Source organism: Devosia sp. P3_B2, assembly GCF_056402875.1.
Window position 1 is genome coordinate 320,207 of sequence record NZ_JBFUGO010000001.1, and the last position, 22,614, is coordinate 342,820.

The 22,614-nt window shown below is 62.5% G+C and carries 24 protein-coding genes and 1 tRNA gene; 5 read left to right on the forward strand and 20 right to left on the reverse strand.

Annotation, left to right across the window (positions count from 1 at the left end):
* Nucleotides 1-32 precede the first annotated feature (32 nt).
* From AC1DV8_RS01625 to AC1DV8_RS01675, 11 genes are all read right to left on the reverse strand, one after another.
* Complete coding sequence (locus tag AC1DV8_RS01625; protein WP_477148183.1) at nt 33-677, reverse strand: nicotinate-nucleotide adenylyltransferase; 645 nt, start codon at nt 675-677, stop codon at nt 33-35.
* On the reverse strand, nt 674-1,957 hold the full coding sequence (locus AC1DV8_RS01630; RefSeq protein ID WP_477148182.1) for a glutamate-5-semialdehyde dehydrogenase: 1,284 nt from the start codon (nt 1,955-1,957) through the stop codon (nt 674-676). The genes AC1DV8_RS01625 and AC1DV8_RS01630 overlap by 4 nt, the downstream gene beginning before the upstream one ends.
* Nucleotides 1,957-3,093: a glutamate 5-kinase gene (proB, locus tag AC1DV8_RS01635; protein ID WP_477156218.1), complete on the reverse strand. Its 1,137-nt coding sequence runs from the start codon at nt 3,091-3,093 to the stop codon at nt 1,957-1,959. Before proB ends, AC1DV8_RS01630 begins: the two co-directional genes overlap by 1 nt.
* Nucleotides 3,093-4,136: a GTPase ObgE gene (obgE, locus tag AC1DV8_RS01640; RefSeq protein ID WP_477148180.1), complete on the reverse strand. Its 1,044-nt coding sequence runs from the start codon at nt 4,134-4,136 to the stop codon at nt 3,093-3,095. Before obgE ends, proB begins: the two co-directional genes overlap by 1 nt.
* A complete protein-coding gene (locus tag AC1DV8_RS01645) occupies nt 4,133-4,690 on the reverse strand; it encodes a GNAT family N-acetyltransferase (protein WP_477156219.1) in 558 nt (185 codons plus the stop codon). The genes obgE and AC1DV8_RS01645 overlap by 4 nt, the downstream gene beginning before the upstream one ends.
* Nucleotides 4,691-5,221 (reverse strand): GNAT family N-acetyltransferase, encoded by a 531-nt coding sequence (locus AC1DV8_RS01650; protein ID WP_477156220.1) that lies wholly within the window; start codon nt 5,219-5,221, stop codon nt 4,691-4,693.
* Nucleotides 5,212-5,856 (reverse strand): GNAT family N-acetyltransferase, encoded by a 645-nt coding sequence (locus AC1DV8_RS01655; RefSeq protein ID WP_477156221.1) that lies wholly within the window; start codon nt 5,854-5,856, stop codon nt 5,212-5,214. Before AC1DV8_RS01655 ends, AC1DV8_RS01650 begins: the two co-directional genes overlap by 10 nt.
* Nucleotides 5,856-6,524, reverse strand: a complete 669-nt coding sequence (locus AC1DV8_RS01660; protein WP_477156222.1) for a Type 1 glutamine amidotransferase-like domain-containing protein — start codon at nt 6,522-6,524, stop codon at nt 5,856-5,858. The genes AC1DV8_RS01655 and AC1DV8_RS01660 overlap by 1 nt, the downstream gene beginning before the upstream one ends.
* Before the next feature lie 136 nt (nt 6,525-6,660).
* Nucleotides 6,661-6,930: a 50S ribosomal protein L27 gene (gene rpmA / locus AC1DV8_RS01665; RefSeq protein WP_477148176.1), complete on the reverse strand. Its 270-nt coding sequence runs from the start codon at nt 6,928-6,930 to the stop codon at nt 6,661-6,663.
* 12 nt (nt 6,931-6,942) lie between these two features.
* Nucleotides 6,943-7,566: a 50S ribosomal protein L21 gene (rplU, locus tag AC1DV8_RS01670; protein ID WP_477148175.1), complete on the reverse strand. Its 624-nt coding sequence runs from the start codon at nt 7,564-7,566 to the stop codon at nt 6,943-6,945.
* Between the two features lie 225 nt (nt 7,567-7,791).
* A complete protein-coding gene (locus AC1DV8_RS01675; protein WP_477156223.1) occupies nt 7,792-8,280 on the reverse strand; it encodes a gamma-glutamylcyclotransferase family protein in 489 nt (162 codons plus the stop codon).
* A 57-nt stretch (nt 8,281-8,337) separates the two neighbouring features.
* Between AC1DV8_RS01675 and AC1DV8_RS01680 the strand changes: the two genes are divergently transcribed.
* Nucleotides 8,338-8,427 (forward strand) — tRNA-Ser (locus AC1DV8_RS01680).
* Nucleotides 8,428-8,654: 227 nt separating this feature from the next.
* On the opposite strand, the gene AC1DV8_RS01685 is transcribed toward AC1DV8_RS01680, so the two are convergent.
* Nucleotides 8,655-9,260, reverse strand: a complete 606-nt coding sequence (locus tag AC1DV8_RS01685) for a poly-gamma-glutamate hydrolase family protein (RefSeq protein ID WP_477156224.1) — start codon at nt 9,258-9,260, stop codon at nt 8,655-8,657.
* A 94-nt stretch (nt 9,261-9,354) separates the two neighbouring features.
* On the opposite strand from AC1DV8_RS01685, the gene AC1DV8_RS01690 reads away from it, so the two are divergent.
* Nucleotides 9,355-10,608, forward strand: a complete 1,254-nt coding sequence (locus AC1DV8_RS01690) for a tyrosine-type recombinase/integrase (protein WP_477156225.1) — start codon at nt 9,355-9,357, stop codon at nt 10,606-10,608.
* An 85-nt stretch (nt 10,609-10,693) separates the two neighbouring features.
* Here AC1DV8_RS01690 and AC1DV8_RS01695 read toward each other — a convergent pair whose 3' ends face one another.
* From AC1DV8_RS01695 to AC1DV8_RS01720, 6 genes are read right to left on the reverse strand one after another with little or no spacing between them, the layout of a single operon-like run.
* A complete protein-coding gene (locus tag AC1DV8_RS01695; protein WP_477156226.1) occupies nt 10,694-11,929 on the reverse strand; it encodes a phosphorylase family protein in 1,236 nt (411 codons plus the stop codon).
* A 2-nt stretch (nt 11,930-11,931) separates the two neighbouring features.
* Complete coding sequence (locus tag AC1DV8_RS01700) at nt 11,932-12,402, reverse strand: hypothetical protein (protein ID WP_477156227.1); 471 nt, start codon at nt 12,400-12,402, stop codon at nt 11,932-11,934.
* Complete coding sequence (locus AC1DV8_RS01705) at nt 12,399-15,521, reverse strand: hypothetical protein (RefSeq protein WP_477156228.1); 3,123 nt, start codon at nt 15,519-15,521, stop codon at nt 12,399-12,401. Before AC1DV8_RS01705 ends, AC1DV8_RS01700 begins: the two co-directional genes overlap by 4 nt.
* Before the next feature lie 56 nt (nt 15,522-15,577).
* Nucleotides 15,578-16,948, reverse strand: coding sequence for a HesA/MoeB/ThiF family protein (locus tag AC1DV8_RS01710; RefSeq protein WP_477156229.1), 1,371 nt, complete (start codon nt 16,946-16,948; stop codon nt 15,578-15,580).
* The gene (locus AC1DV8_RS01715) at nt 16,945-17,331 is read right to left on the reverse strand and encodes a hypothetical protein (protein WP_477156230.1); all 387 of its coding nucleotides are present in this window, start codon (nt 17,329-17,331) and stop codon (nt 16,945-16,947) included. Before AC1DV8_RS01715 ends, AC1DV8_RS01710 begins: the two co-directional genes overlap by 4 nt.
* Before the next feature lie 12 nt (nt 17,332-17,343).
* A complete protein-coding gene (locus AC1DV8_RS01720; RefSeq protein WP_477156231.1) occupies nt 17,344-17,631 on the reverse strand; it encodes a multiubiquitin domain-containing protein in 288 nt (95 codons plus the stop codon).
* 99 nt (nt 17,632-17,730) lie between these two features.
* Between AC1DV8_RS01720 and AC1DV8_RS01725 the strand changes: the two genes are divergently transcribed.
* Nucleotides 17,731-18,084: a helix-turn-helix domain-containing protein gene (locus AC1DV8_RS01725; protein WP_477156232.1), complete on the forward strand. Its 354-nt coding sequence runs from the start codon at nt 17,731-17,733 to the stop codon at nt 18,082-18,084.
* On the opposite strand, the gene AC1DV8_RS01730 is transcribed toward AC1DV8_RS01725, so the two are convergent.
* Nucleotides 18,081-18,287: a hypothetical protein gene (locus tag AC1DV8_RS01730; RefSeq protein WP_477156233.1), complete on the reverse strand. Its 207-nt coding sequence runs from the start codon at nt 18,285-18,287 to the stop codon at nt 18,081-18,083. The two genes, AC1DV8_RS01725 and AC1DV8_RS01730, sit on opposite strands and share 4 nt — an antisense overlap.
* Nucleotides 18,288-18,317: 30 nt before the next feature.
* Complete coding sequence (locus tag AC1DV8_RS01735; RefSeq protein ID WP_477156234.1) at nt 18,318-19,799, reverse strand: hypothetical protein; 1,482 nt, start codon at nt 19,797-19,799, stop codon at nt 18,318-18,320.
* A 278-nt stretch (nt 19,800-20,077) separates the two neighbouring features.
* On the opposite strand from AC1DV8_RS01735, the gene AC1DV8_RS01740 reads away from it, so the two are divergent.
* Together AC1DV8_RS01740 and AC1DV8_RS01745 are read left to right on the forward strand one after the other, a co-directional pair.
* The gene (locus tag AC1DV8_RS01740) at nt 20,078-21,001 is read left to right on the forward strand and encodes an HNH endonuclease (RefSeq protein WP_477156235.1); all 924 of its coding nucleotides are present in this window, start codon (nt 20,078-20,080) and stop codon (nt 20,999-21,001) included.
* A 203-nt stretch (nt 21,002-21,204) separates the two neighbouring features.
* Nucleotides 21,205-22,278, forward strand: a complete 1,074-nt coding sequence (locus AC1DV8_RS01745) for a PAN domain-containing protein (protein ID WP_477156236.1) — start codon at nt 21,205-21,207, stop codon at nt 22,276-22,278.
* The last annotated feature ends 336 nt before the right edge of the window (nt 22,279-22,614 follow it).

The window sequence follows — 22,614 nt, forward strand, 5'->3', positions numbered from 1 at the left end:
CGTTTGGAGTTCTGCAAGGCAGCGGGGTGCAATCAATTTGCCGGATCGCTCTGCCGAGCTTGCCGCCGCGCCCGGATGGCGCTCGAAGACTGTGGTGAAGTGATGCCGTGGAGGTAGACCCAGGCCGGCGGTTTGCTGTTCGCAAGGGTCTCGGCGGCCGCCTCGGGGAGGCGATGTTTCTTCAGCGCGATGGCTGCCTTCGACACGGTGGCGCGGAAGGTGGAGCCGGGGCGCGCGTAGACGGCGATCGGCATCAGCGCAGCGATATCCTGCCAGCGCTCCCAGCGATCGAACTGGGAAAGGTTGTCGGCGCCCATGATCCAGACGAAGCGGGTATCGGGGCAGGCGGCGACCAGCCATTCGAGCGTATCGACGGTGTACTGGAAGCGGTGCAGGGCTTCGACGCCGGTGACGTGGATGCGCGGGTTGGCGGTGAGGTCGCGGGCGGCGCGGACGCGAGCCTCGAGCGGCGCGAGTTCGGAATGGTCTTTTAACGGGTTACCCGGCGAGACCAGTAGCCACACGGCATCGAGGTCGAGGCGCTTGAGGCACTGCTCCGCCACGAGGCGGTGGCCGTCGTGGATCGGGTTGAAGCTACCGCCGAACAGCCCGACGCGCAGGCCGGAGCCGGACGGGGGGAGGGCGGTGATGTCGGGCGCGAGGCTCGTTTGGATCAAGGCCGCGTCTGCCCGTTGCCTTCGACGAGATATTTGAAGCTCGTCAACTGCTCGACGCCGACCGGGCCGCGGGCGTGGAATTTTCCCGTGGCGATGCCGATTTCGCCGCCGAAGCCGAACTCGCCGCCGTCGGCGAACTGGGTCGAGGCGTTGTGGAGCAGGATGGCGCTGTCGATCTCGTTGAAGAAGCGGGCGACCGAGCTGGCGTCCTCGGTGATGATCGCCTCCGTGTGGTGCGACGAGTATTTGCCGATATGGGCGATGGCCTCGCCGACGTCGGCCACGATTTTCACCGAGATGATCGCGTCCTCGTATTCGGTGTGCCAGTCCGCTTCGGTCGCGGCGACGGCCTCGGGGATCAGCGACATGACGGTCGCATCGCCGCGGATCTCGCAGCCCTTGGCGACGAGCGCGGCGATCACCGGCGTCAGGTGCGTAGCGACGACATCGCGGTGCACCAGCAGCGTCTCGGTGGCGCCGCAGACGCCGGTGCGGCGCATCTTGGCGTTGAGGGTAACATCGATGGCCATCTGCAGCTGGGCAGAGGCGTCGATGAAGGTGTGGCAGATGCCCTCGAGGTGGGCGAAGACCGGTACCCGCGCTTCGGACTGGACGCGGGCGACCAAGGTCTTGCCGCCGCGCGGCACGATGACGTCGATGGTGCCGCCGAGTCCGCCCAGCATCTCGCCGACGGCGGCGCGATCGGTGGTGGGGACGATCTGGATGGCGTCGGCGGGGAGGCCAGCGGCCTTCAGGCCCTCGACCAGGCAGGCGTGAATGGTGCGGGTAGAGTTCACGCTGTCGGAGCCGCCGCGAAGGATCACCGCATTGCCGGCCTTCAGCGTCAGCGCTCCGGCGTCGGCGGTGACGTTGGGGCGGCTTTCGAAGATGACGCCGATGACGCCGAGCGGGGTCGAAACACGGCGGATGGTCATGCCGTTGGGGCGGGTCCATTCGGCCAGCTCGCGGCCGACCGGATCGGGCAGGTCGGCGATGGTGCGAAGGCCCTCGATCATGCCGTCGATGCGCTTGTAGGTAAGCTGCAGGCGATCGAGGAAGGCCTTGGAGATACCCTTGCCCTCGGCGGCGCGCATGTCGAGCGCATTGGCCGAAAGGATATCGTCGCGGCGGGTGTCGATGGCGTCGGCGGCGGCGTGCAGCGCCGTGACCTTGCTCCCGGGCGTCGCAAAAGCCAGCACGCCAGCGGCGACGCGGGCGCGACGGCCGATCGCGAGCATCACGGTGGAGAGGTCGTTGGCGACTGCCTCAGCTGCGCTCATCAGACTTTGGCCTCCTGGCCCATCAGCACCACCATGTTATCACGGTGGATGAGTTCCGACCGCGTGCCGATACCGAGCAGCTCGGAGACACGCGCCGAGTTCTTGCCCTTCACCAGGTCGGCCTCCTCGCGACCCATGCCGGCAAGGCCGCGGGCGATCTCGCGTCCGTCGGGGCCGAGGATGGCAACCGCATCGCCGCGGCCGAATTCGCCGGTGACGCGAGTGACGCCGATCGGCAGCAGGCTCTTGCCATCGAGCAGCGCGCGGGCGGCGCCGGCGTCGACATGGATGGCGCCGAGCAATTCGAGATGGCCCATGATCCAGCGCTTGCGGGCCTGGGCACGGGATTCGGCGGGGGCGAACAGCGTATGACGTGCGCCTTCGGTGAGGGCGCGGAGCGGATGGCTCTCGGTGCCCTTGGCGATGATCATCGCGGTGCCGGCCTGCGTCGCGATCTTCCCCGCGTCGACCTTGGTGGTCATGCCGCCGCGGCTCAGGTGGCTGGCGGCGCCGCCGGCCATGGCGTCGATCTCGGGCGTGATGGCAGCGACGAAAGGCAGGTGCTCGGCGTTCGGGTCCTTGGCCGGCGGGGCGGTGTAGAGCCCGTCGACATCGGAGAGAAGGATCAGGCAGTCGGCCTCGATCATGGTCGCGACGCGGGCCGACAGGCGATCATTGTCGCCGTAGCGGATCTCAGCGGTGGCGACGGAATCATTCTCGTTGATGATCGGGATGGCGCCGAGGCCCAGCAGCGTCGAGATGGTGGTGCGGGCGTTGAGGAAGTAGCGGCGTTCCTCGGTGATGTTGGGCGTGAGCAGAATCTGGCCCGTGACGATGCCGTGCTCGGCGAGCGCCGCGGACCAGGCCTGCGATAGGGCGATCTGGCCGGCGCTGGCGGCGGCCTGGCTCTGCTCGAGCGGCAGCGCCTTGGCATCGAGGTTCAGCAGCCGGCGGCCGAGCGCGATGGCGCCTGACGAGACGATGACCAGCGATACGCCCGCTGCCTTAAGCGCAGCGAGATCGGCGGCGAGCGAGGCGAGCCATTCGGCGCGCAACTTCCCGGTCTTGCCGTCGACGAGAAGGGCGGAGCCGATCTTGATGGTCAGGCGCCGGTAGGGCGCGAGGGCGTTGGCCATCAGGGCACCCAGGTGGGCTCGGCCTTGCGGCGTTCGAGTTCCTCGCGCTCGGCCTTGTCGGCGTCCATCTGCGCGACGATGCGGTAGAGCACCTTGTCGACGCCTTCGCCGGTGACGCCCGAGCAGGTGAAGACCTCGGCCTTGCTGGCGCGCTTCAGCACCTTCACCTTTTCCTTCACCTCGTCGGGATCGATCGCGTCGATCTTGTTGAGGACGACGATCTCCGGCTTCTCGGCCAGCTCTTCGGCATAGGCAGCGAGTTCGCCGCGGATGGTCTTGTAGGCGGTCTTCACATCCTCCTGCGTGCCGTCGATCAGGTGCACGAGGATGGCGCAGCGCTCGACGTGGCCGAGGAAACGGTCGCCCAGCCCCTGGCCTTCATGCGCGCCCTCGATCAGGCCGGGAATATCGGCCAGCACCAGGTCGCGCTCGCCGATGCTGACGACGCCGAGATTGGGGTGGAGCGTGGTGAAGGGATAGTCGGCGATCTTGGGCTTCGCCGCAGAGACGGCGGCGAGGAACGTCGACTTGCCGGCATTGGGCAGGCCGACGAGGCCGGCATCGGCGATCAGCTTGAGGCGCAGCCAGATCCACTTCTCGGTGCCGAGGAGACCGGGATTGGCGCGGCGAGGTGCCTGGTTGGCGCTGGTCTTGAAGTGGGCGTTGCCGAAGCCGCCATTGCCGCCCGAGAGCAAGGTGATTTCCTGGCCGACCTCGGTGAAGTCGACGATCAGCGTTTCGCCGTCCTCCTCGAACACCTGGGTGCCGACCGGGACCTTGAGGATGGTGTCCTCGCCCTTGGCGCCGTGGCGGTCCTTGCCCATGCCGTGGGTGCCCGTGGCGGCCTTGAAGTGCTGTTGGAAGCGGTAGTCGATCAGCGTGTTGAGGCCATCGACGCAGCGGATGATCACATCACCGCCGCGGCCGCCATTGCCGCCGTTCGGACCGCCGAACTCGACGAATTTCTCGCGCAGGAACGACACCGCGCCGGCACCGCCATTGCCGGAGCGTACGAAGACCTTCGCTTGGTCGAGGAATTTCATCTGATACTTTCTCTGGTGGCCTGCCGGTGGGCCATCCAGGCGGTGCGTGTCAATTCCGTGTCGATATGGCGCACCTCCTCTCCGCGCGCAAGGCAAAGGCGCGTGGAGGTGCCGATCTCGACGAATCCGACCTTCTTCTGGATGGCGAGCGAGGCCTTGTTGAAGTGGAACACGCCGGAGGCGAGGGTGGAAGCGCTGGTGGTCTCGAAATACCAGTCGAGGCTGGCGCGCACCGCTTCGCTCATCAGCCCGCGGTTCCAGAACGGCTGGGCCAGCCAGTAGCCGATGACGGTCCCCTCGATATCGCGGTGAAAGCCGACATTGCCGATCACCCCCTCGCCATCGAGGTCGATCATGAAGCCGGTTTCGCCGGCCAGGGTGTCGGGCCGCCAGGTGCGGAGCCACGCCTTGGCGTCGGCAAGACGATAGGGATAGGGCACGCGACTGAGGTTGCCGGCGACAGCGAAGTTGTCGAGGAAGCGGGCGATGCGCGAGGCATCGTCCAATACCGGCTGGCGGAGCGTGAGGCGGGGGGTGCGGAGCGTTACGTCCATTCAGTTGGCCCTCAGTCGCCGACGCGCCGCTTCGTAGTCGGTGCGGACGAGGTTGGTATTGACGTGCTCGACCTCTCGGCCCTGCGACCGTACAAAACGCATGTCGCGGATGCCAGTATCGGTGAAGCCGAGCTTCTTCTGCACGCTGAGCGATGCCTGGTTGCCGACGAGCACTCCTGACGGCAGGACGCTGTCGGGCAGGGCGGCGAAATGCCAATCCAGCAGCGCCGCGCTGGCCTCGGTCATGTAGCCGTTGCCGTGGTGGCGCCGGTCGAGCCAATAGCCGAGTCCCGGGCCGATCCCGACGACGCCGATCAACCCGGTACCGGGCAGATCGACTGCAAAGGTCGCGGCAGCGGGTACCGCCGGTTGCTGCCGACCGAGCCACTCGTGGGCATCGGCCAGCGTGTATGGGTGGGGGACGACCACCAGCCAGCGTGTGACCTCGTAGTCGTTGAGGCCGGCGACGATGGCGTCAACGTCGGTTTCCCGTTGCGGCCGCAGCAGCAATCGTTCGGTCCTCAGCTCCACTTCGGCTGCTCCAGTTCGAAGAACACGATCGGCTTGTCCTTCAGCGCGCCGGCGGGGTCGGTGCCTTCGCCAATGCGGACGAACCCGGCCTTGGTGAGAACGTTGAGCGAGCCGTCGTTGCTGGCCAGTGCCCTCGATTTGATGCGCGGGAAGAGGTGCGTAGCGAACGCGGCTTCGATGAGGCCCTTCACCGCCTCGCTCATGATGCCCTTGCCCCAGTGGGGCTCACCCAGCCAGTAGCCGAGTTCGGGTAGCTCGCCAGGGTGGAAGGTGAACCCTACCACGCCGATGAACTGGTCGTTGAGCGTGATGGCATAGGGCCGTTCATCGGGCCGCTGCGCGATGATCTCGATGAAGCCGATGGCGTCGGCCCTCGTATAGGGATGCGGCAGGCGCGACAGCTTTTCGGCGATCGCCTTGTTGTCGGCGAGCTTGACCAGATCGGGTACGTCGCCGCGGATCGGGGCGCGCAGCACCAGCCGGGGCGTCTCGATGCGGTGCGGCAGGGCATCGCGCTGGCGGCGGGCGGCCAGCTTTGCCGTTGCCTCGGCTAGCGCTTTAGCCTGCGCCGCGGGGCCCATCAGCTGGGGCCGCCGCTTGGGGACAAAGTCCTCGTCGTCCTCGAACTTCTTCATCACGCAATCCTCCGCGTCGGATCGATCGACGCCGTCCGATCCTCGGTCCACACGATCACCTCGCCGTCGCGCAGAGCGCGATAGCGGAGCCCACGGCCGCACAGATGCCGCACCGCGCGTTCTGCCGACGTGGTCTCGGGGTGTGGCGAGCGGTAATGCGGGACGATCGCGTGGTCGATCAGCCCGAGGCCGTCCCAGACGATCTCGCGGTCGTAGCCAGACGGCGCCTCATCGGGATCATCCATCAGATGGATGCCCTCAAGGCTCGGCGCCGCCACCACGGCACCTGCCGAAAAGCCGCCATAGACGATCTCGTCATTGTCGAGCATGTCGACAATCACGTCATCGAATCCCGACTGCTTCATGGCGCGGCGCAGCACAAACGCGTTGCCGCCGGTGACCCAGACCAGGTCGAACTGGCTGAGCCGGGTTCGCAGCCCTTCGGGGTCGCCGAAATGGTCGCGCAGGTCGAGCGGGGTGGCGGCGATGCCGAGCGAGCCCAGCTCCGAGACCGGGTCATAGGCCTCGTTGCGATAGAGCTCGCGCGCTGCGGGCGAGATGTTGTCGAGTGCGTTCTCGATGATGGCGGCGCGCTTGCCACCACCCAGGAGCGCGAGAAGCGAACCGGCGCGGTCGCCGATCCGATAGGAGCTCAGGTACAGTCTCATTTTCAGCCGCCCTCACGACGAAAAAGACAAAAGGGGAACCGGATTCCGGCTCCCCTTGGATCTTGTCGCGCGGCGGACTGCCTAGTCGCCTTGCCGGGGAGCTGGTCTCCGGCAGGGGTTGTTAGGCCTCACCGGGTTATTCTGCTGCTTCTGCTGCCGGGAGTACCGACACGTAGACTTTGGCGTTGGCGCGGGTTTTGAACGCCACGTGGCCGGGGATAAGGGCGTAAATGGTATGGTCGATGCCCATACCGACGCCGGTGCCCGGATGCCATTTCGTGCCGCGTTGGCGGATGATGATGTTGCCGCCGATCACAGCTTCTCCGCCGAACTTCTTGACGCCAAGACGTCGGCCAGCCGTATCGCGACCATTGCGGGAGGAACCGCCTGCCTTCTTATGTGCCATCGGTTACTCTCCTTATTCCTTGGTCGCCTTGGGAGCGGCCTTCTTGGCCGCCGGCTTCTTCTCAGTCGCGGGCTTCTCAGCCTTGGGCGCAGCTTCCTTGGTCTCAGCCTTCTTGGGAGCGGCAGCCTTCTTGGCGGGAGCCTTGGTCTCGGTCGCGTCAGCAGCCGGAGCCGCCTTCTTCGCCGGGGCCTTCTTCACGGCGGCCGGCTTGGCGGCAGCCTTCGGTGCCTCGGTCACGGTGGCCGAAGCAGCGGCGGCGGCAGCGCGCTTTTCGGCGCGGGCCTTGGCGATCTCGTCGACCTTGGTGGTCGGCTTGGCGCCGCCGGTCAGGATCTCGGTGATGCGCACGGTCGACAGGCGCTGACGATGGCCGTTACGGCGATCGTAGTGCTGGCGGCGCTCCTTCTTCAGGATGATGACGGTGCGCTCTTTCTCGGTGGCGATGAACTGGCCAGCAACGAGGGCACCCGCAACCAGCGGCGCGCCAACGGTGACCGCGTCACCCTCGCCAACCATCAGGACCTGGTCGAAGGTGACCACGTCGCCGGGCTGGGCGTCGAGCTTCTCGATCTTCACCACGTCATTGGCGGCAACCTTGTATTGCTTGCCGCCGGTCTTGATCACTGCAAACGTCATAGCTTTGCCGGGATATCCCGGACCTCTTCGTTATCGCGCCCTGTGGCGCCGCAGGCGATGCCTGTTCCTGCGGGCTTCGAGATAGGCTGCCAATCGAATTGGCGGCGGCCTCGGACAGCGGTTGAACAAAATCAAAAATGCGCGCAGCAGATGCCGCACGCAATTCGAGCGGCCTTATCGGGGCAAATTCAAGCGGAGTCAAGGTCGGCGACGCAGCAAATCCGGCTAGTTCGGGCGCACCGCAATCAGCTTGGCACGAATGTCGGCCGCACTCGCCGCCTCGGCGCCGAGAACCCGCGGCTTATGTTCGGCCTGCCAGCGGCCGAGCGACCAGTCGAGGCCCTCGTTCGGAACAGCAATCGCCGGCAAATACGCGTCGGCCTCGAACAGGTCCTCCTCGACCATCGCGGCCACCGGCGTGCGCCGATATTCCTCGCCCTCGAAGGCGTCCAGCAGGTCGCGCTCGAACGGGCTGAGATCGATCAGCAGCAGTCCTTCCGCGGCGGCCCCCGGCACTCGGATCAATGCGGGGTAGATGCGCCCGGGATAGTGCACGGCGCGAAAGCCAGGCGCGCGAGCGATGTGCTGACCACCCGGCCGCAGCGCGCGGCCCAGCACGGCGGCCAGGAGATCAGGGTCGCGCAGCGTGCCATAAACAAAGAGCGGAAGGGTCATGCGCGTGGGCGAGCCAAAGAGTGTTGCAGCGTCCATCATGCTATGCCATAAGCCCGCCCGTCTCGACCAGCCGCGGCAACGCGTCATCGACCTCGCGGAGAGGTGGCAGAGTGGTCGATTGCACCGCACTCGAAATGCGGCATGGGGGCAACTCCATCGGGGGTTCAAATCCCTCCCTCTCCGCCATTCCTCCTTCGTAATCAGTACCTTAGAATGTTGCTAACCCCGCGTAGCAGCGTCACTATTGCGCAGCGTTCCCAGCACCTTGGCGGAGACGAGAAGCTCCGTCTGGAAGCCCTTGCAACAAAACTCCCCAGTTCCTGCGGCACACACGATTTCCTCAACCGTCTGTCCGATCGTCTGTCCGTCATAGCGGCTCGGCGATCCCGGTGCTCCACATCAGTGTGATGCCGCTAGCTCGGGGAACTCGCTTTTGAGTGCTGATGGATTGCTAGCCTTGCTGCATTGGCAAATCGCGCCAGCAGCTCGGCGTCGGCGTCCAGCGCATCACGCAGCGCGCGTGGTAGCTCGAGTTGCCCGCCCATCCCACGCAATCCTCGATTGCAGATGTTGTCGGGGTGGGTGCCGGACAAAGCTCCCGTCGCCACCCAGGTTCGAAGGCCGGCGCCATGCAGTGCCGCGCCTAGGCGTTCGACAAAGGCAATATCACGACCACCCAACCAGACGGTTTCTGCGTCATCTCCATTGCTACGTCCGTGGACAGCGAGGACTATCTTGGCCCTTGCCACCAGAGCGGTCCCCTCAGGCTCGTCGAACAACCTGGACGTGATGTGCAGATCGCCGTGGGGCCGCCTCGGTACCAACCCCTCGAAGCAGTACAATGAGTGGTCGTCGCCGGCGATTGCTGCTGCGATCTTCGACGTCGTTGGTTCAATTGTCCCACCGTGGGGCGCCATCACCACGACGCTTGGGTCGCGCGGCGCCACGACCACACGGTAGTCGTGGTCAACCTGTTGCTCAGCCGCCAATGTTGCGAAGGTCTTGTATTTATCAGCCACTTTGGACTCCGTACGGACGGCTGTATCGTGGCATATTGCAGGTCGCTGCGACTAGCTGTACCTCGGGATGGGCAGCTTCCGTGTAAGGAAACTGTTGCTGGACTGGACTGTTGCTGCAGGTGGAGCGATGGTCCGGCCACAACAACGACACCAGTTCCTCATGTCCCAGCATCGTGCTCTCACTGCCGCCCAGGTCTCCGCCCTCACGGCGGACGGCGTGCATTGGGTCGCGCCCTCATTGTATCTGCAGGTCCGCGCGGGGCAGGGAACTCGAAGCTGGTTGTTCCGCTACAGCCGGGACGGCGAGAACCAGTGGATGGGTCTTGGAGCGGTTGCCGACAAGCCGCTGACCGAGGCTCGCGACGAAGCGGCCGTACTGCGCGTACAGGTGCGCAAGGGCGGCGATCCCATGGCCGAGCGGGAGCAGGTCGCCATTGCGAGCAAGCCCCGCACCAAGGCCTCAACGTTCGCCGACTGCGCCGACAAGTACATCGAGGCTCATCGGGCCGGATGGAAGAACGAGAAGCATATCGAGCAATGGGAGAGCACGCTCCGGACCTACGCCGGACCGGTCATAGGCAAGAAGCCGGTCGATCAGATCGTGGTCGAAGACGTGCTCAAGATCCTGAAGCCGATCTGGTCCACGAAGCCGGAGACCGCAAGCCGACTGCGTGGGCGCATCGAGAAGGTGCTCGGCTGGGCGACGGCGATGAAGTTCCGCAGCGGCGACAACCCCGCGGCATGGAACGGCGCACTCAGCCACCTGCTGCCGGCCATTTCCAAGGTGCAGAAGATCGAGCACCACAAGGCGGTGCCCTATGCTGAGGTGCCGGCGCTGACGAAGCAGTTGATCGGCAATGACAGTATCAGCGCGAAGGCCCTCATCTTCACGATCCTGACCGGCGCTCGGACGGGCGAGACCATCGGAGCAACGTGGGACGAGATCGACCTCGACAACAAGCTGTGGACCGTCCCCGGTGAGCGGATGAAGGCAGGACGAGAGCATCGCGTTCCGCTGTCCCAACGAGCCGTCGACCTGCTGAAAAAGCTTCCCCGCGACACTAAGTATCTGTTCGCCAACCCGCGCACCGGCAGGGCGCTCAGCAATCTCGCGATGCTGATGCTGCTTCGTGGGCTGCGCGACGATGGCGCCACGGTTCACGGCTTCCGGTCCTCGTTCTCAACCTGGGCGCGCGAGCAGACGGACTATCCCCGTGAGATCGTCGAGGCCTGCCTCGCGCATGCGTCGGGCGACGCTGTTGAGCTGGCATACCTGCGGACCGACTTCCTGGACAAGCGGAGGGAGCTGATGGAGGAGTGGGCCGCCTTCTGCGGCGTCCGAGCGTGAGTCCGCAACGCTCCGGCAGAGGCGGACCCTGTTGCCCGTCAGCGAGCCTGTGATCAACGGCGATCCGGGTGATCTGGCTCGGGTCTCAACCGAAATCCATAAACTTTGTTAGGATGATCCGTGTCGCCTCAGCCGAACGGAAGCACGCAATCGGGTGATACTTGTCGCCCTTATCTCCATCGGCGTAGTCGGCCACGGTTTTGATGCAGATGAACTCCGGTTTCCGGACGTGAGTGTGATCGGCAGCGTGGTAGACACCATAGGCTTCCATATCGATGGCGCGAATGTTTCCGTTGAGCGCGAAAATCTGCTCCACGATCTGCTTGTGACCAACCACCGAGGAACCGGATGCGGCGGATTTCAACACGACGCGACGCTTGTCGTCCTCCCACCGTTCAAGTTCAGATTTGAGCGGGCCCCAGTAGTCGGGCTCAGCGAAGTTCGAGCCGAGGAACTGCCTTACCGCGTCGCGCATCCGGCCATCTCCGATCGGAATGGGATAGGGTCGAGCCTGGAAAACCGGAGCATCGGGGTTGTCCTTTGGGGTTCGCCACTTGCCATAGTCCCAGTCGTAAGCCTGTTCGAAGAGGACGATGTCCCCTATCGAGCTCTCTCCTTCGACGCCGCCGCAGAAGCCACTCATGATGACCGCGGATGGGCGGAAGAAGCTGATCAGGCTCTGTGTGATGGACGCGGCGCTGGCCTGACCCGACTGCCCTATTGCGAACGCTGCCCCCGTGCGCAGCTGGCCTTGCTTGTCGGTGAAGGTGAAGGTTTCCGCGCGGCGATAGGTCTTGGCTGGTGCCAGCTCGAACATCTCCCGGAAGGGAGTGAACTCCTCGTCGAGGGCGGTAACCACCAACGCGTCATACCAATAGTGCTGATTGACGCTAACGATCCGCGAGTCCGACGCCAGCTTGGCGTACTTGATCTTGTCGGCGAGCTGCTTCTTCCACAGGGTGTCCGGACGTTCCTCCAGGATGGCCATCATGTGGACCCCGAGATTGTTCGAGACGGTGACAAGCGCGTCGAGCTCGCGCGTGATACCGATGATGTCTCCCGGCTTCCGGAGCGTATCTAACAGGAAGAGTTCGGCGAGCAGCTCATCCGCGGTCCGAACATCGACCTCAGTCCGGCCGGTAATCTGCGGGATGGTAATGTCTATGATCAGCAGGTCATAGAGACCTTCGCGCAACGCCTGCCTGGCACCCACGCCATCGACGGCCTTATCGACCATCGCCTGAGGGCCGGAAACGTCGCGGATGACGGCTTCGATCTCCGCGGCCACTTCTACGCGATCATGAACAACCAGGATCCGCATCGTCAGCGGACCGTTCGCAGAAGTTGACGCAATGCATTCTCCCACCCGTCGGCGCCATAGCGGATGGAGCCGAGGAATTTTTCACCCAGGATTTGTTGGGCCTTGCGATTGATGTCTTCGAGACCAAGGATCCCATCATCTTCGCGTTGCGAGGCCGTCGCCCGAAACGCGTCGAAGGCCGTCACGATCACCGTCGGCACCTCCCGGCCCAAGAGGTACATCCGTTCGAGCACGGCCATCCCACCCGTCGAGGCGTGGCCATTCTGAGAGCGACCGCTCCGACTGGCGACAATGTCCATCGAGATGTCCAGGACAAGCAACTTCCAGTCCTCAATGGCCGTAAGCTCCTCAGCTTCAACGACTGTCGCGGCCCGCCGGATGGAGACCGCTTTGTCAAACGACTCCGCGACCACCAACGCCACCGCGGTGAACTTGTCGTCGGTATCCTCGACTATCAGAACGGCACCGCTCATGATGCCGGTTCGTCCATCGGCATAATAAGGTGGAAGGAGCCAGCTCGCTGCACTGCGTCTACCTCAAGGGGACGATTGTTGAGAGTTGCCGCGAGAGCTGCGATCTTGGGCAACCCGGAGCCCCGTTCTCCGAAGATTGCCTCTGATGTTGTGAGATATTTCTCTCCGGCCACTTTCCAAGCGCTGTTTTGAGCGGGCCCGGACAACGAAGAGAACCGCAGGTAGCGGCCATTTGGCTTCAGACAAACGCTGACACGGACGTGCGTCCGTTGCCGGTGGCTATACTTTGTAGCGTTGGCGACGACTTCGTCCAGGAGATCGAAGAAAAGGCGGGTCTCTTCGGCAGGAAGCGTCATGGATGCGCCGGCGCTATTTGCACCGGTAACCCGAAGGCGGTTGCTGGCGCGCTCCTGTTCGTAGAGACCATCAACGGCGAGCTTGATCTCTGCGATGCTCATCGACGGCTTCTGGTGGTCGCCGCCGGTGGAGAACCAAGTCACCAGCTCTTGCGTAGTGTGCTGGATCATGGTCCGAGCAGCCGCTATCACCTTGTCGAACTGTTCCGGACGCGGGCTCGTAGCCCGCTTGGCAGTCGCAAATACAGTCAGTGCATCCTCGACCCGGCGAGCGAACTCCGTTCGGAACTCGTTGGCCGCGTGAGCAACCTGGGGCTCGAGCCGGTTCTTCAACCAGCTGAAAACTGAGTCGATCAGCCCTGAGAGGTCAACAGTGGACTCTGCCCCAGTCACAAGCTCGATGAGCTCGGTCTGTGTTGGCACGACGTCGAACAGGGCTCCCTCATGGCCGGCCCGCTTTGTCTGCATGCGCTCATCGAGCCAGCCACTAACGGCGGGATAGATCGCAGCGCCTATCCCGCTCACGATCTCGCGCTGCTCGTCCGCAAACACGCCGGGTATTCGCATCGTGGACAAGTGGTCCAACGCCCGCGCGAACTCACGGCGAAGGGTGTCGTGGCGGAAGCGAGTGCTTAGAATGAGCTCTAGCCCGGTAGACGGATGCCGAAGGAAGGCTTCGATAATCTGCAGCTGGACCACAGCGAGCGGCCATTGACGGTTCTCGAGGCTGTACTTGGCGACAGCACCATTTCTGAAGCTATAGGGCACTTCGATTCGCGCGCGCCCAAGGATCGGGTTGGAATCCGCAGCGCCTATGAAAGGTCGTACGCTTTCGAACGTGATCGCTTCCTCCGTCAACACGTCGCGACGCAACACCTCCCACGCGATCGAGAACTGTGCCCCTCCGACCCGCTTCAACATGATCGCCGATGTCAGAGTCCGAGATTCAACTTCGTATTGCTGCTCGGTGAGCAAATCGCTAAAGCCCGTCACGCGAACGCAAGTTCGAAGCGCGGCGAGCCGGCTGCTTAATGCGGCCGTATAGTTCGGCGCCAGACGAAGGCGAAGGATAATCTCCGGCGTTAGCAGGAAGCGTGCGAACGCCGTCGCCTGATCAGTGTAGGTGTCGATCAGCCACTGGACAAACGCTGTGATGGACGAATTCGCCGTTGCCAACGGTTCAATGGCGGTCTTTAGCTTGTCCAGCCCACCGGCCTTGTCCTCGACGAACTGCAGAAGCAACACAAAGCAACCGTCGACATTTCCGTAGAAGGGGCCAATCCGCACCAGTTCCATGAGGCGCGTGAGCCACTCCCAGTCGATGCCGGTGATGTAGGCCGGGCGCACGTCAAAGAACCGCCGGACCATCGCCATCCACAGACCCAGCCGAGGCGTCGCACGCGGCTCGCGGAGATGAAACTGCGCCGCGTTGATCCAGTGACGTCGACGATAGGTCGAAGGCTCGGCGATCGTCGCAGCACTGCGCAGCAGTATCTCCCCATCGGAGATCTCGGACTTCAGGAGCCCTAGGGTTACGATGTCGTCACCTGCCGGGACGCTGGCAACGAATGGGCAGTAGCCGCGTAGGTAGCCCACGAGCCTCAGTGCTTCGCGGCGCTCGATGAGGGTCTCGCGACGCGGCACCATGTAGAAGGCGTTGAATAGTCCGTTTAGGAAACGACCCGCCTCGGTGAACCGCCATTTCGTCAACCTCGCGACCATCAACTCGTGGTCGGTAGCGGACGGATACTGCGACCTGCACATCTTGATCAGCTCGCCGAACACCCCGGGCAGGTCGGGAAGCTCCGCATCGTCATTCCAGTCGAGCAGGGTCGCGATGGCTGAAGCGGTAACGGCGGAGACGCCCGCGACCGGAACAAGGTTCGCGGCGACCGGACGCTCTAGGAACGGCACAGGCTTCCCTCTGAGGAGCGCAAACAGCGTGCTGGCGCGGGCATACTCTGCCTGCTCGCCGAGAAACCGGAAGAGCGCCTCCTCTTCGTCGCTCAGCGCTTCCCCCCTTGCGATGACGGTTTCCACTTGTGTGAGGAACAGGTCCGCGGCATCGAATGGATGCATATTGAGGGCAACGTAGTATCTGACGGCTGCTGGATCGTCGGTCGCGATCTCATCTCGCAGGAGAAGGCGGATGACGTCGGTCTCAGCTTTCGATTCCGTGCCCGAGAGCGCGTAGCCAAGGAAGGACCGAAAGAACCGGTCGTTGACGTTGTTCAAAGCGTAGTAGACGAACGGGTACAGGAGTTTTCGCCTAGCCCAGCCAGCCCGCATAGCAAGGCGTAACTGCTCGATCAACGCTTCCGAGGAAGCGGCGAAGAGGCCCGCCAGGGTTCTCCAGCGCAGCAGCATCTCGATGTCGTTTTTGTCGCCGTCGGACGCCAGAACGTCGACGGTGACCTCGTCCGTTACAATGGCGTCGGAAACAGCCTTCTCCATGCGCGCGCCGCGCCGGATCCGCGAAACATTCGTCTCAAGGTAGGTGTGAAGCAAGCCGGCAAGATTGGCGGCGACCACTGTTCCAGCCGACTTCAGCCGCGACAGCAGGCGGAAGTCCTTTTCGTCGAAGGATAGATACTTCCATGGTTCGACGCCAATCGCGAACAGTTGGTCTGCCAACACCGATGGCAAGCGACTCATCGCTAGGGACGGCTCAGCGAGGATCGCAGCTGCAATTCTTTGCTTGGCCTCCCAGAAGGGGCGTCGGCCGCGTGCGAAATTCCTGATGATGTTGTCGAGTCGATTCATTGCGCCCCCACCGCGTGCTTAATGCGGAGGCGCAGGATTGCAAGTGTTTACCAGTTCTAGCTGTCGATACCGGGCAATTGCATCGCATCGCCCCTACCGTATCGTCCCTCGCGACTACACTCGCCGCAATCGGCGTCCCGTCGCGGCACCACGTAGGGGGACTTGCCCGTCAGGAAATGGAAGTGCTGGAAGTCACCGGCGGCAGGCTCCGACTTCATGCCTAGGTAGTAGAACAGGAAGTCATTTACCGCGTGCGCCGCAGAAACGGCATTGAGGGTAATAACGCTCGGGTTGGGCTCGGATGTTCCGTAGGCTTGGTCCCGCCGCTCTTGGTCCGTCTTAGCCTCTAGCGCTAGTTGCGTCGGATCGATCAACTGGTTGCACCATAGGCACCCCGTGCCCGGCCGTACATGGCGCACAGCTGCCATCGCCTCCGCCAACAGCCCATCCTTGCCCGGCCGGACCTTTGCACCTAGTTGCACGCCAGGAATGCCGTATTGATGCACAAGCGCATTGAAGACCAATCTCGCGCGCATCGAGTCGGCGGCAAGAAAGATGTAGTCGCAGTCCCGCAGCCGCATCGAGACGGCATGCTTGGCAAGATCATCGGCGATCGCTTCCACGCCAATATCGGGGCGCGACTCGTGAACGTGACGAACGGCGATCCCAGTCTTGAGCGCTGGCCCTGCTAGGTCTGTGTCTGCGGCACCAACCACTCGAGAGAGGTTGGTATCTTCGATCACATCAGGATCTACCAACACGAGTTCTCCGATACCGAGCCGGGCGAGAAACTCCGCGACAAGCGATCCGATCCCGCCCAAACCAATAACTGCGACCTTGCTGTGTTTGAGTACGGCCTGTCCCTTTGCTCCGAACATGCGCACCTGTCGGTCAAATGACTTGTCGATTGGCTGCCAGCTTGGCGGCTGAGGATAAAGTCGTTCTAGCGTTCCGCCAACCACTCGGCATTCGCCCAGTGAAAGGCGCTCACCACCCGGCAACCAGAGGTCGGCCTCGACTGAGCGTCGTCCGAATACTAGTGCTCCGACTGGCACACCTTTGCCGATATCGAGTAGTGCCGGGTAACCGCGCTCGTGAGAGGCGATGTCAATGGCGCTGAAGCGCACGCGGTCGTCGGCGTTGTGATTGTGAGCAGCAAGGTAGGCAAGGCCCTGGTCGCGGCAGGCGACGATCTGGCGATGAATGAAGGTCGGATGCAGCGCTCGATGCCCGATCGTTCCGACTACGTAGTCGCTGCCGAACTGGGCCAAGGCGACATGCTGCACGACAAGCCGCAGTCTCTCGTTCGTCCTGACCACACCTGCGCGCAGTACCGCGCCATGTTCGTCGCCGTCCCCTGGAAATAGATGGGCCTGAAGCAGGTCGTAGTCCTCACGGGAAATGGTCAGATCACACGTGCGATTCATGTCAGCCTCGCTAGGAAATCGAGCACTTTTAGGAATTTCGCTACGGCCGGCTGAGGGTAAGTCTGCGCATGGTTGTTGCGACGCGAGATCTGTATCGCGGGGCGACCTGCAAAGTTTGCGCCGTGCGTGACGGGAGCCTCGAACGGCTTGCCGTCTGCTCGCACTACCGCTGGATTCATGAACACTGGGTAGATGTCCGCATAGGGATAGAGCGCCGGAAGTTGTGCGCCGAGCCAAGCAAGCCGCGGCACATAACGCTCGCCCAGATCCATATCAGACAGAAATACATACGCACCGCCCTGGCCGTCATCGGTTGCCTCGACAACCGACGACGGAAAGGCTTTGCACAATTGTTCCACCGCCTTCGCGACTTCCGTGTTCATGGTCGTTGCGCCTCAGGAATTGTCGTCCGGTGCAATTGCAGTGAAGCTCATGTGCTTATGCAGCTTCACCACGTCGGCATCGCCAACGATCGCGCTCGAGCCGTTTGGCAGTTCCCGCTGCAGCACGAAGTTGATCTCGATCGCAACACCCTGATCTACAGCTGCCTGCTTGATCTCCAGACCCGTCGCATCCTTATCCGGCATCGTGACTTCACGCCCGTTGACCTCGATTTCGACCGTCTTGGGGGGCTTGCCCTTCTCGGCGTGTTCGGGACCACCGGTCATAGCTTCTTCCGCCATGGTCATTCTCCTTTGACAACCGATTGCGAATGAGCAACTATATGACACTTGCCGATCAGGAATGCAATTGCTAAATCGCAAGTCACGGAGAAGGCGCTAGTGGACAAGGATCGGTTCGACTTTGAGTCGTTTTATCGGGCGCTGAGCGCCACGGTCGCTGCTCGAAACACGAACTGGAAAGAGGTCAGTGTGCTCACCGGAGTGTCGCAGTCGACGCTGTCTCGGATGGCTTCCGGGCGACAGCCCGACGGCGCTAGCCTGACCGCTCTGTCGGCTTGGTCAGGACTTGATCCGGTCGATTTCATGGGAGCAGAGCGGCCAACACCAGAGCCATTGGCTATGGTTGGCAAGCTGCTTCGTGAAGATCCCCAGCTTGACGCTGGCGGAGCAGAAGCGCTGGAAGCCATAATAAGTGCGGCCTACGCGCGGTTCCGGCGGGATCGGGTCAGCTAATCGGCAGTATCTTTGCGAGCGGTCCCTTGCGTCGCCGTTGGGGAGTACCGCAGCTCGGCGGCCAACAGTTCGCGTTCTTGCACCGCTTCAACGATATTGGGGATCACCTGCTCGTTCATTTCCGTGATGTAGTCTTCTAGGAATTCCGGCTTGAGGGCCTTGGCGCCCTGCCTCAGTAAGTAGTCTTTCAATCGGTCCTTCATTGCCGTTTTGCCTCCGGGTTCCATGGCAATCTACACATATGGTCTAACCGGGCGGAGATTTTGCTCCATCCGCCCTAACGGGCCGCCTGACCGTCCCAGTTCTATGACGCTCGCTCCGCTGGCCGCCGAACTGCGATCAAAGAAGATCGCCTTGTCGTGACCATGGACCATCCACATAGGAACTGCATCTCTTGGACTGGCTGTCGCGTCCAAAATCATGCGAGCGGCGATATGTCCCGCCGACCACTGGGCGGCGGATGCGTACTCCACCATCCATACGTATTGGGCCGTGCGCAACTGCATGATGGCCGCCACCAGCTTGTCGCCCATCTGAGACTGATTGTCCCTGGCGTAGCGTCTGAGGTCCGAGATCGTCGTCACAAAATAGCGCAGGACGAGTTCGTCTTGTGCAGGCATAGGAATTACCGGCGCCACCAATTTCGACGCGGCGACAGCCTGCCGCGCAACCGCGTCGGCGGGATAGAAGATTTTGTCTGGCAGGGAGACGGTAAAACTATCAAAGTTGCCAGTGGTATACTGCAGCGGCGGGGCGGTGGCCTTGCCGACTTCGATCACCCGGTAGGGCAAATGATTGTCATCAACGACGAGAACCGAGGCGACCTGATCCCAGGCGTGGCTGTTTGACAGCGGCGGCGCCAGCGCAGGGGTTCGCCAAGCGTGACCTACTGCGACGACCGCATGCTGTTGTCGATGCATCGCAATGAACAGGGGAAAGCCGGACTCTAGATACGCCAGCATCTGCGTGTAGAATTCTGCTTCATCCGACGGAGATTTGCGAACCGTCAGCGGATAGCCCCCAGCCGCCTGAAAGATGCGCTCGGCCTGTGGGACGTTGAGGCCCAAGGACGGCGTTAGTCCACCAGGGTCGAAGGCGCTCGCCATTTTGGTGACTTCGTGAATTAGGACCTCACGGTGTTGCGGGAAGACCCGGCTGTAGTGGCGCAGGATGGCCCAGCAGGACACGTGGGCGCAGACTGAGATATCCGTATGCTGCGCCATTGAGGGGAACCCCCAGACCGTCAAGGAGTAGCCAAGCAAGCTCACCTTGTGTCTAGCCTGGATTACCATGCCGCTGGCACCCGTCCGAACGTCCGGCGGCAGGATCGACCGACCTATCGTGCCTGTTATTGTCGGGCGCAATACTAGATAGCCAAAATAGTGGTCCCTTACGGACTCCCCCGCACTGTGTATGTCCAGTTTGTCGGCATCGAAGGAAACCGTTTCGTCAAACAGATGCAGGCGAACGCAGTCGTCCCGGTAGCGCCGTCCCTTTTTGGCATAGAAGTGGTAGAATGTACTACGGTAGTCCTTGTCGACATAGTCGCGCTCAATGAGTACACCCCGTACCGCCGGTGATATCGACCCTTTGAGTTTTAGGGATACCTCCTGCGGACCGAAATCGGGCTCTAGAAGGGCCGCCAGTCGATCATAGTCTGCGTCGCTGTTGATCGGCAACCATTCATAAATCGCAGCCGATATCGTCGTGGTCACTGCATTGCACCCGGCAAATTTGCTGCGGCAACCAATAGTTAAGTTGAATTAGTTTGCTTAGCGTGAATTCGTCAACAGCGAATGGGAGTCTTCACCCTGCTACATTGCCGATCTGCCGCTGGGAAGGGCCTAGAGTATCTGATCACGGCGGCGGCAAGCTCCACCGAACTGAAGTATGCGCTTTGCGCCAACATTGGCCCGAATGTCGGCTGGGCCAAGTGCGAACGTGTACCCCTCGCGCCCTTGCCGCCGTGCAGCCCGCGTAACACTATGCGCGGATGGTCAACATCTTCGTCGGCGTCACAGATCAGGACTGGTTCGACAATCTCTCCGTCGCACAGCCGGACGAGGTAAATTTCTGGGCGCCGAGCGGCAGGGCAAACTTCCGCGCACTACAGCCAGGTGAGCTGTTCCTCTTCAAACTGCACGCGCCGAGAAACTTCATCGTCGGTGGCGGCGTGTTCTCGCACGCATCGAACGTCCCGCTGTCCCTTGCCTGGGAGGCGTTCGGATCGAAGAACGGCGTCTCGTCACTGATCGCGATGCGCGGGCGCATCGCGAAGTATCGCAGGGACGACGCGCTGGTCGCCGATCGATCCGATCCGGTCATTGGATGCAGAATACTGACGTCGCCGTTCTTCTGGCCCCAGGAGTACTGGATCCCGATACCGGATAGCTGGGCATCCAACATCGTTGTGGGCCGAGGGTACGACACCGATGAGGTAGATGGCGGGCGCCTGTGGCGAGCCGTGCTCGACAGACCGTCCGACCTCGTGCCAGTCGATCGGCAATCCGACCTTGCGCGGTATGGCACGCCAGTGCTGGTGAAGCCTCGGTTAGGGCAGGGCGCATTCCGCATGCTCGTCACCGACGCCTACGACAGACGCTGCGCGGTTAGTGGCGAAAAGACTCTACCCATCCTCGATGCCGCGCACATCCGATCCTATGCAGACGGCGGTGCTCATGAAGGCGGCAACGGCCTCCTGCTACGCACCGACATCCACAAGCTGTTCGACCTCGGGTACGTCTCAGTCGACGAGGATAAGCGCTTCGTCGTAAGCCGGCGTCTGAAGCAGGATTTCGACAACGGCAAGCACTACTACGATCTACATGGCACCGAACTCAGGCCACCCAAGACGCTAGCGGCAGCTCCCGCTACGGAGGCGCTGACATGGCATCGCGAAAGCAGGTACCTCGGATGATCGAAGCGCGATACCGTCGCTCCAGCGAGACACTTCGGGCCTCGCCAAATCAAGCAGCGTGAACTTGATCGGCACGGACCTCTCACATACGCTGAGGTGTTGGGGGAAAGTCGTTGTTTAGCAGGATACTCGGTTTATTTCTTGTGTTCCTCGCTGCGTGTGCCGTCGCTGCAGCCGCAGATGAGCGCGTCGGAGCATTTGTCGTGCTTGACGAGGTCGAAGATGCGGTCCTGATGGATGGCGAAATCGGCGTCAGTACTCCGTTGGATTTTCGGCGTGCGCTTGACCTACGACCCAAGACCAGCGTCGTCGTGCTCGCGAGCCCTGGGGGCCTCGTTGCGAGTTCGCTCATCCTCGCTGACGACATCCATCGCTTGGGGCTGAGCACGTTCATCCCAGAGGGGTTCGGCTGCTACTCGGCTTGCGCTTTCGTGTTTCTGGCCGGCAAAAACCGGCTCGCCTCTGGCGAGCTTGGCGTTCACCAAATGGCTTCGGACGTTCCTGATCCGAGCGGTATTCAATACAGCACCGCAGACATCCTCGACGCTCTCGAGGACTTCGACGTCCCCACGCCCGTTCTGACCAGAATGTTCCGAACCCCCAATGACTCAATGTACGTGTTCTCGGCGGCGGAAGTCGAAAGCATGGAAATCAACCGGATGGCAGCGGCGGTAGAGCAGCCGCAAATGCCCGAACCCGGTCACCGGCCCGCCGTTGAGGAGCCAAGTTCCGCCCGTCCCGTGTCGGGCGCGAAGCTCGCCCTCTATCAAGGCCTCGACTTCTTTGGCAGCGACCTGCAGAGCTCCCGCATGCCCGACGCGGTTCAATGCGCGACCGCGTGCATGGAAAATAACTATTGCCAGGCATTCACCTTCAACGCGAACCCTAGCCTCAAGAAGGGCCCCAACTGCTTTCTCAAGAGCTCGACCGATCGTCCAGAAGCCTACCGGGATGCGATTTCAGGGGTCTTGCTCCGGGAGGGTCAGCCGCCTGTGTTCAGCGTCGACGCAATCGACCCGACCGTGGACGTGGCGAAGGGCATCGACTACCCAGGGGGCGACCTCCAAACCGGCCCAGCGCATGACGCTGACACGTTGATGGACTGCCGCCAGACCTGCATCGGGACGAAAAGCTGTGTCGCGTTCAGCTTCGTCACGAAGCAGAAGCAATGTTGGCTGAAGGCTGGTGTAGGCGCCCCAAGGACTGCAATTGGGGTGACGAGCGGGACGAAGCGCTTCGTCACGTTTGAACCAATGGACGTTATCGATCTCGAGTGATGCTTCCCGTCTCGGTCGCATCGATCAGATAGGACGCCGCCCCAAGCTTGGACGTGTACGCGAGCTGGAAGGCAAGAAGACGTCGCTGCCATTCAAGCGTGTACTGCGCGGGTGCTTCCGTCCCGGGAACATCAATCGACCGCGCGGCGACGGTGAGCGCTTTGGCCCGGTCGGGTAGGGGGCCGGCTGGCCGGTCCGCACCCGAACTTGACGACACTGAAATTGCGAGTGCGGCAATACCGAGAAGAGGCTTAAGCACAGTGAGGCCTTCACGCTTTGTTAACCTAACCTGTCTGGAACAGGTAAATTTCCGGTTAACGTCGTCGCTGCGCCTGT

Excerpts from the sequence above, each read along its gene's own strand:
- AC1DV8_RS01630 (WP_477148182.1), bottom strand. The coding sequence starts at position 1,957 with ATGAGCGCAGCTGAGGCAGTCGCCAACGACCTCTCCACCGTGATGCTC.
- proB (WP_477156218.1), bottom strand. The coding sequence starts at position 3,093 with ATGGCCAACGCCCTCGCGCCCTACCGGCGCCTGACCATCAAGATCGGC.
- obgE (WP_477148180.1), bottom strand. The coding sequence starts at position 4,136 with ATGAAATTCCTCGACCAAGCGAAGGTCTTCGTACGCTCCGGCAATGGC.
- AC1DV8_RS01645 (WP_477156219.1), bottom strand. The coding sequence starts at position 4,690 with ATGGACGTAACGCTCCGCACCCCCCGCCTCACGCTCCGCCAGCCGGTA.
- AC1DV8_RS01655 (WP_477156221.1), bottom strand. The coding sequence starts at position 5,856 with ATGAAGAAGTTCGAGGACGACGAGGACTTTGTCCCCAAGCGGCGGCCC.
- AC1DV8_RS01660 (WP_477156222.1), bottom strand. The coding sequence starts at position 6,524 with ATGAGACTGTACCTGAGCTCCTATCGGATCGGCGACCGCGCCGGTTCG.
- rpmA (WP_477148176.1), bottom strand. The coding sequence starts at position 6,930 with ATGGCACATAAGAAGGCAGGCGGTTCCTCCCGCAATGGTCGCGATACG.
- rplU (WP_477148175.1), bottom strand. The coding sequence starts at position 7,566 with ATGACGTTTGCAGTGATCAAGACCGGCGGCAAGCAATACAAGGTTGCC.
- AC1DV8_RS01675 (WP_477156223.1), bottom strand. The coding sequence starts at position 8,280 with ATGATGGACGCTGCAACACTCTTTGGCTCGCCCACGCGCATGACCCTT.
- AC1DV8_RS01695 (WP_477156226.1), bottom strand. The coding sequence starts at position 11,929 with ATGCGGATCCTGGTTGTTCATGATCGCGTAGAAGTGGCCGCGGAGATC.
- AC1DV8_RS01700 (WP_477156227.1), bottom strand. The coding sequence starts at position 12,402 with ATGAGCGGTGCCGTTCTGATAGTCGAGGATACCGACGACAAGTTCACC.
- AC1DV8_RS01705 (WP_477156228.1), bottom strand. The coding sequence starts at position 15,521 with ATGAATCGACTCGACAACATCATCAGGAATTTCGCACGCGGCCGACGC.
- AC1DV8_RS01710 (WP_477156229.1), bottom strand. The coding sequence starts at position 16,948 with ATGAATCGCACGTGTGATCTGACCATTTCCCGTGAGGACTACGACCTG.
- AC1DV8_RS01715 (WP_477156230.1), bottom strand. The coding sequence starts at position 17,331 with ATGAACACGGAAGTCGCGAAGGCGGTGGAACAATTGTGCAAAGCCTTT.
- AC1DV8_RS01720 (WP_477156231.1), bottom strand. The coding sequence starts at position 17,631 with ATGGCGGAAGAAGCTATGACCGGTGGTCCCGAACACGCCGAGAAGGGC.
- AC1DV8_RS01730 (WP_477156233.1), bottom strand. The coding sequence starts at position 18,287 with ATGAAGGACCGATTGAAAGACTACTTACTGAGGCAGGGCGCCAAGGCC.
- AC1DV8_RS01740 (WP_477156235.1), top strand. The coding sequence starts at position 20,078 with ATGGTCAACATCTTCGTCGGCGTCACAGATCAGGACTGGTTCGACAAT.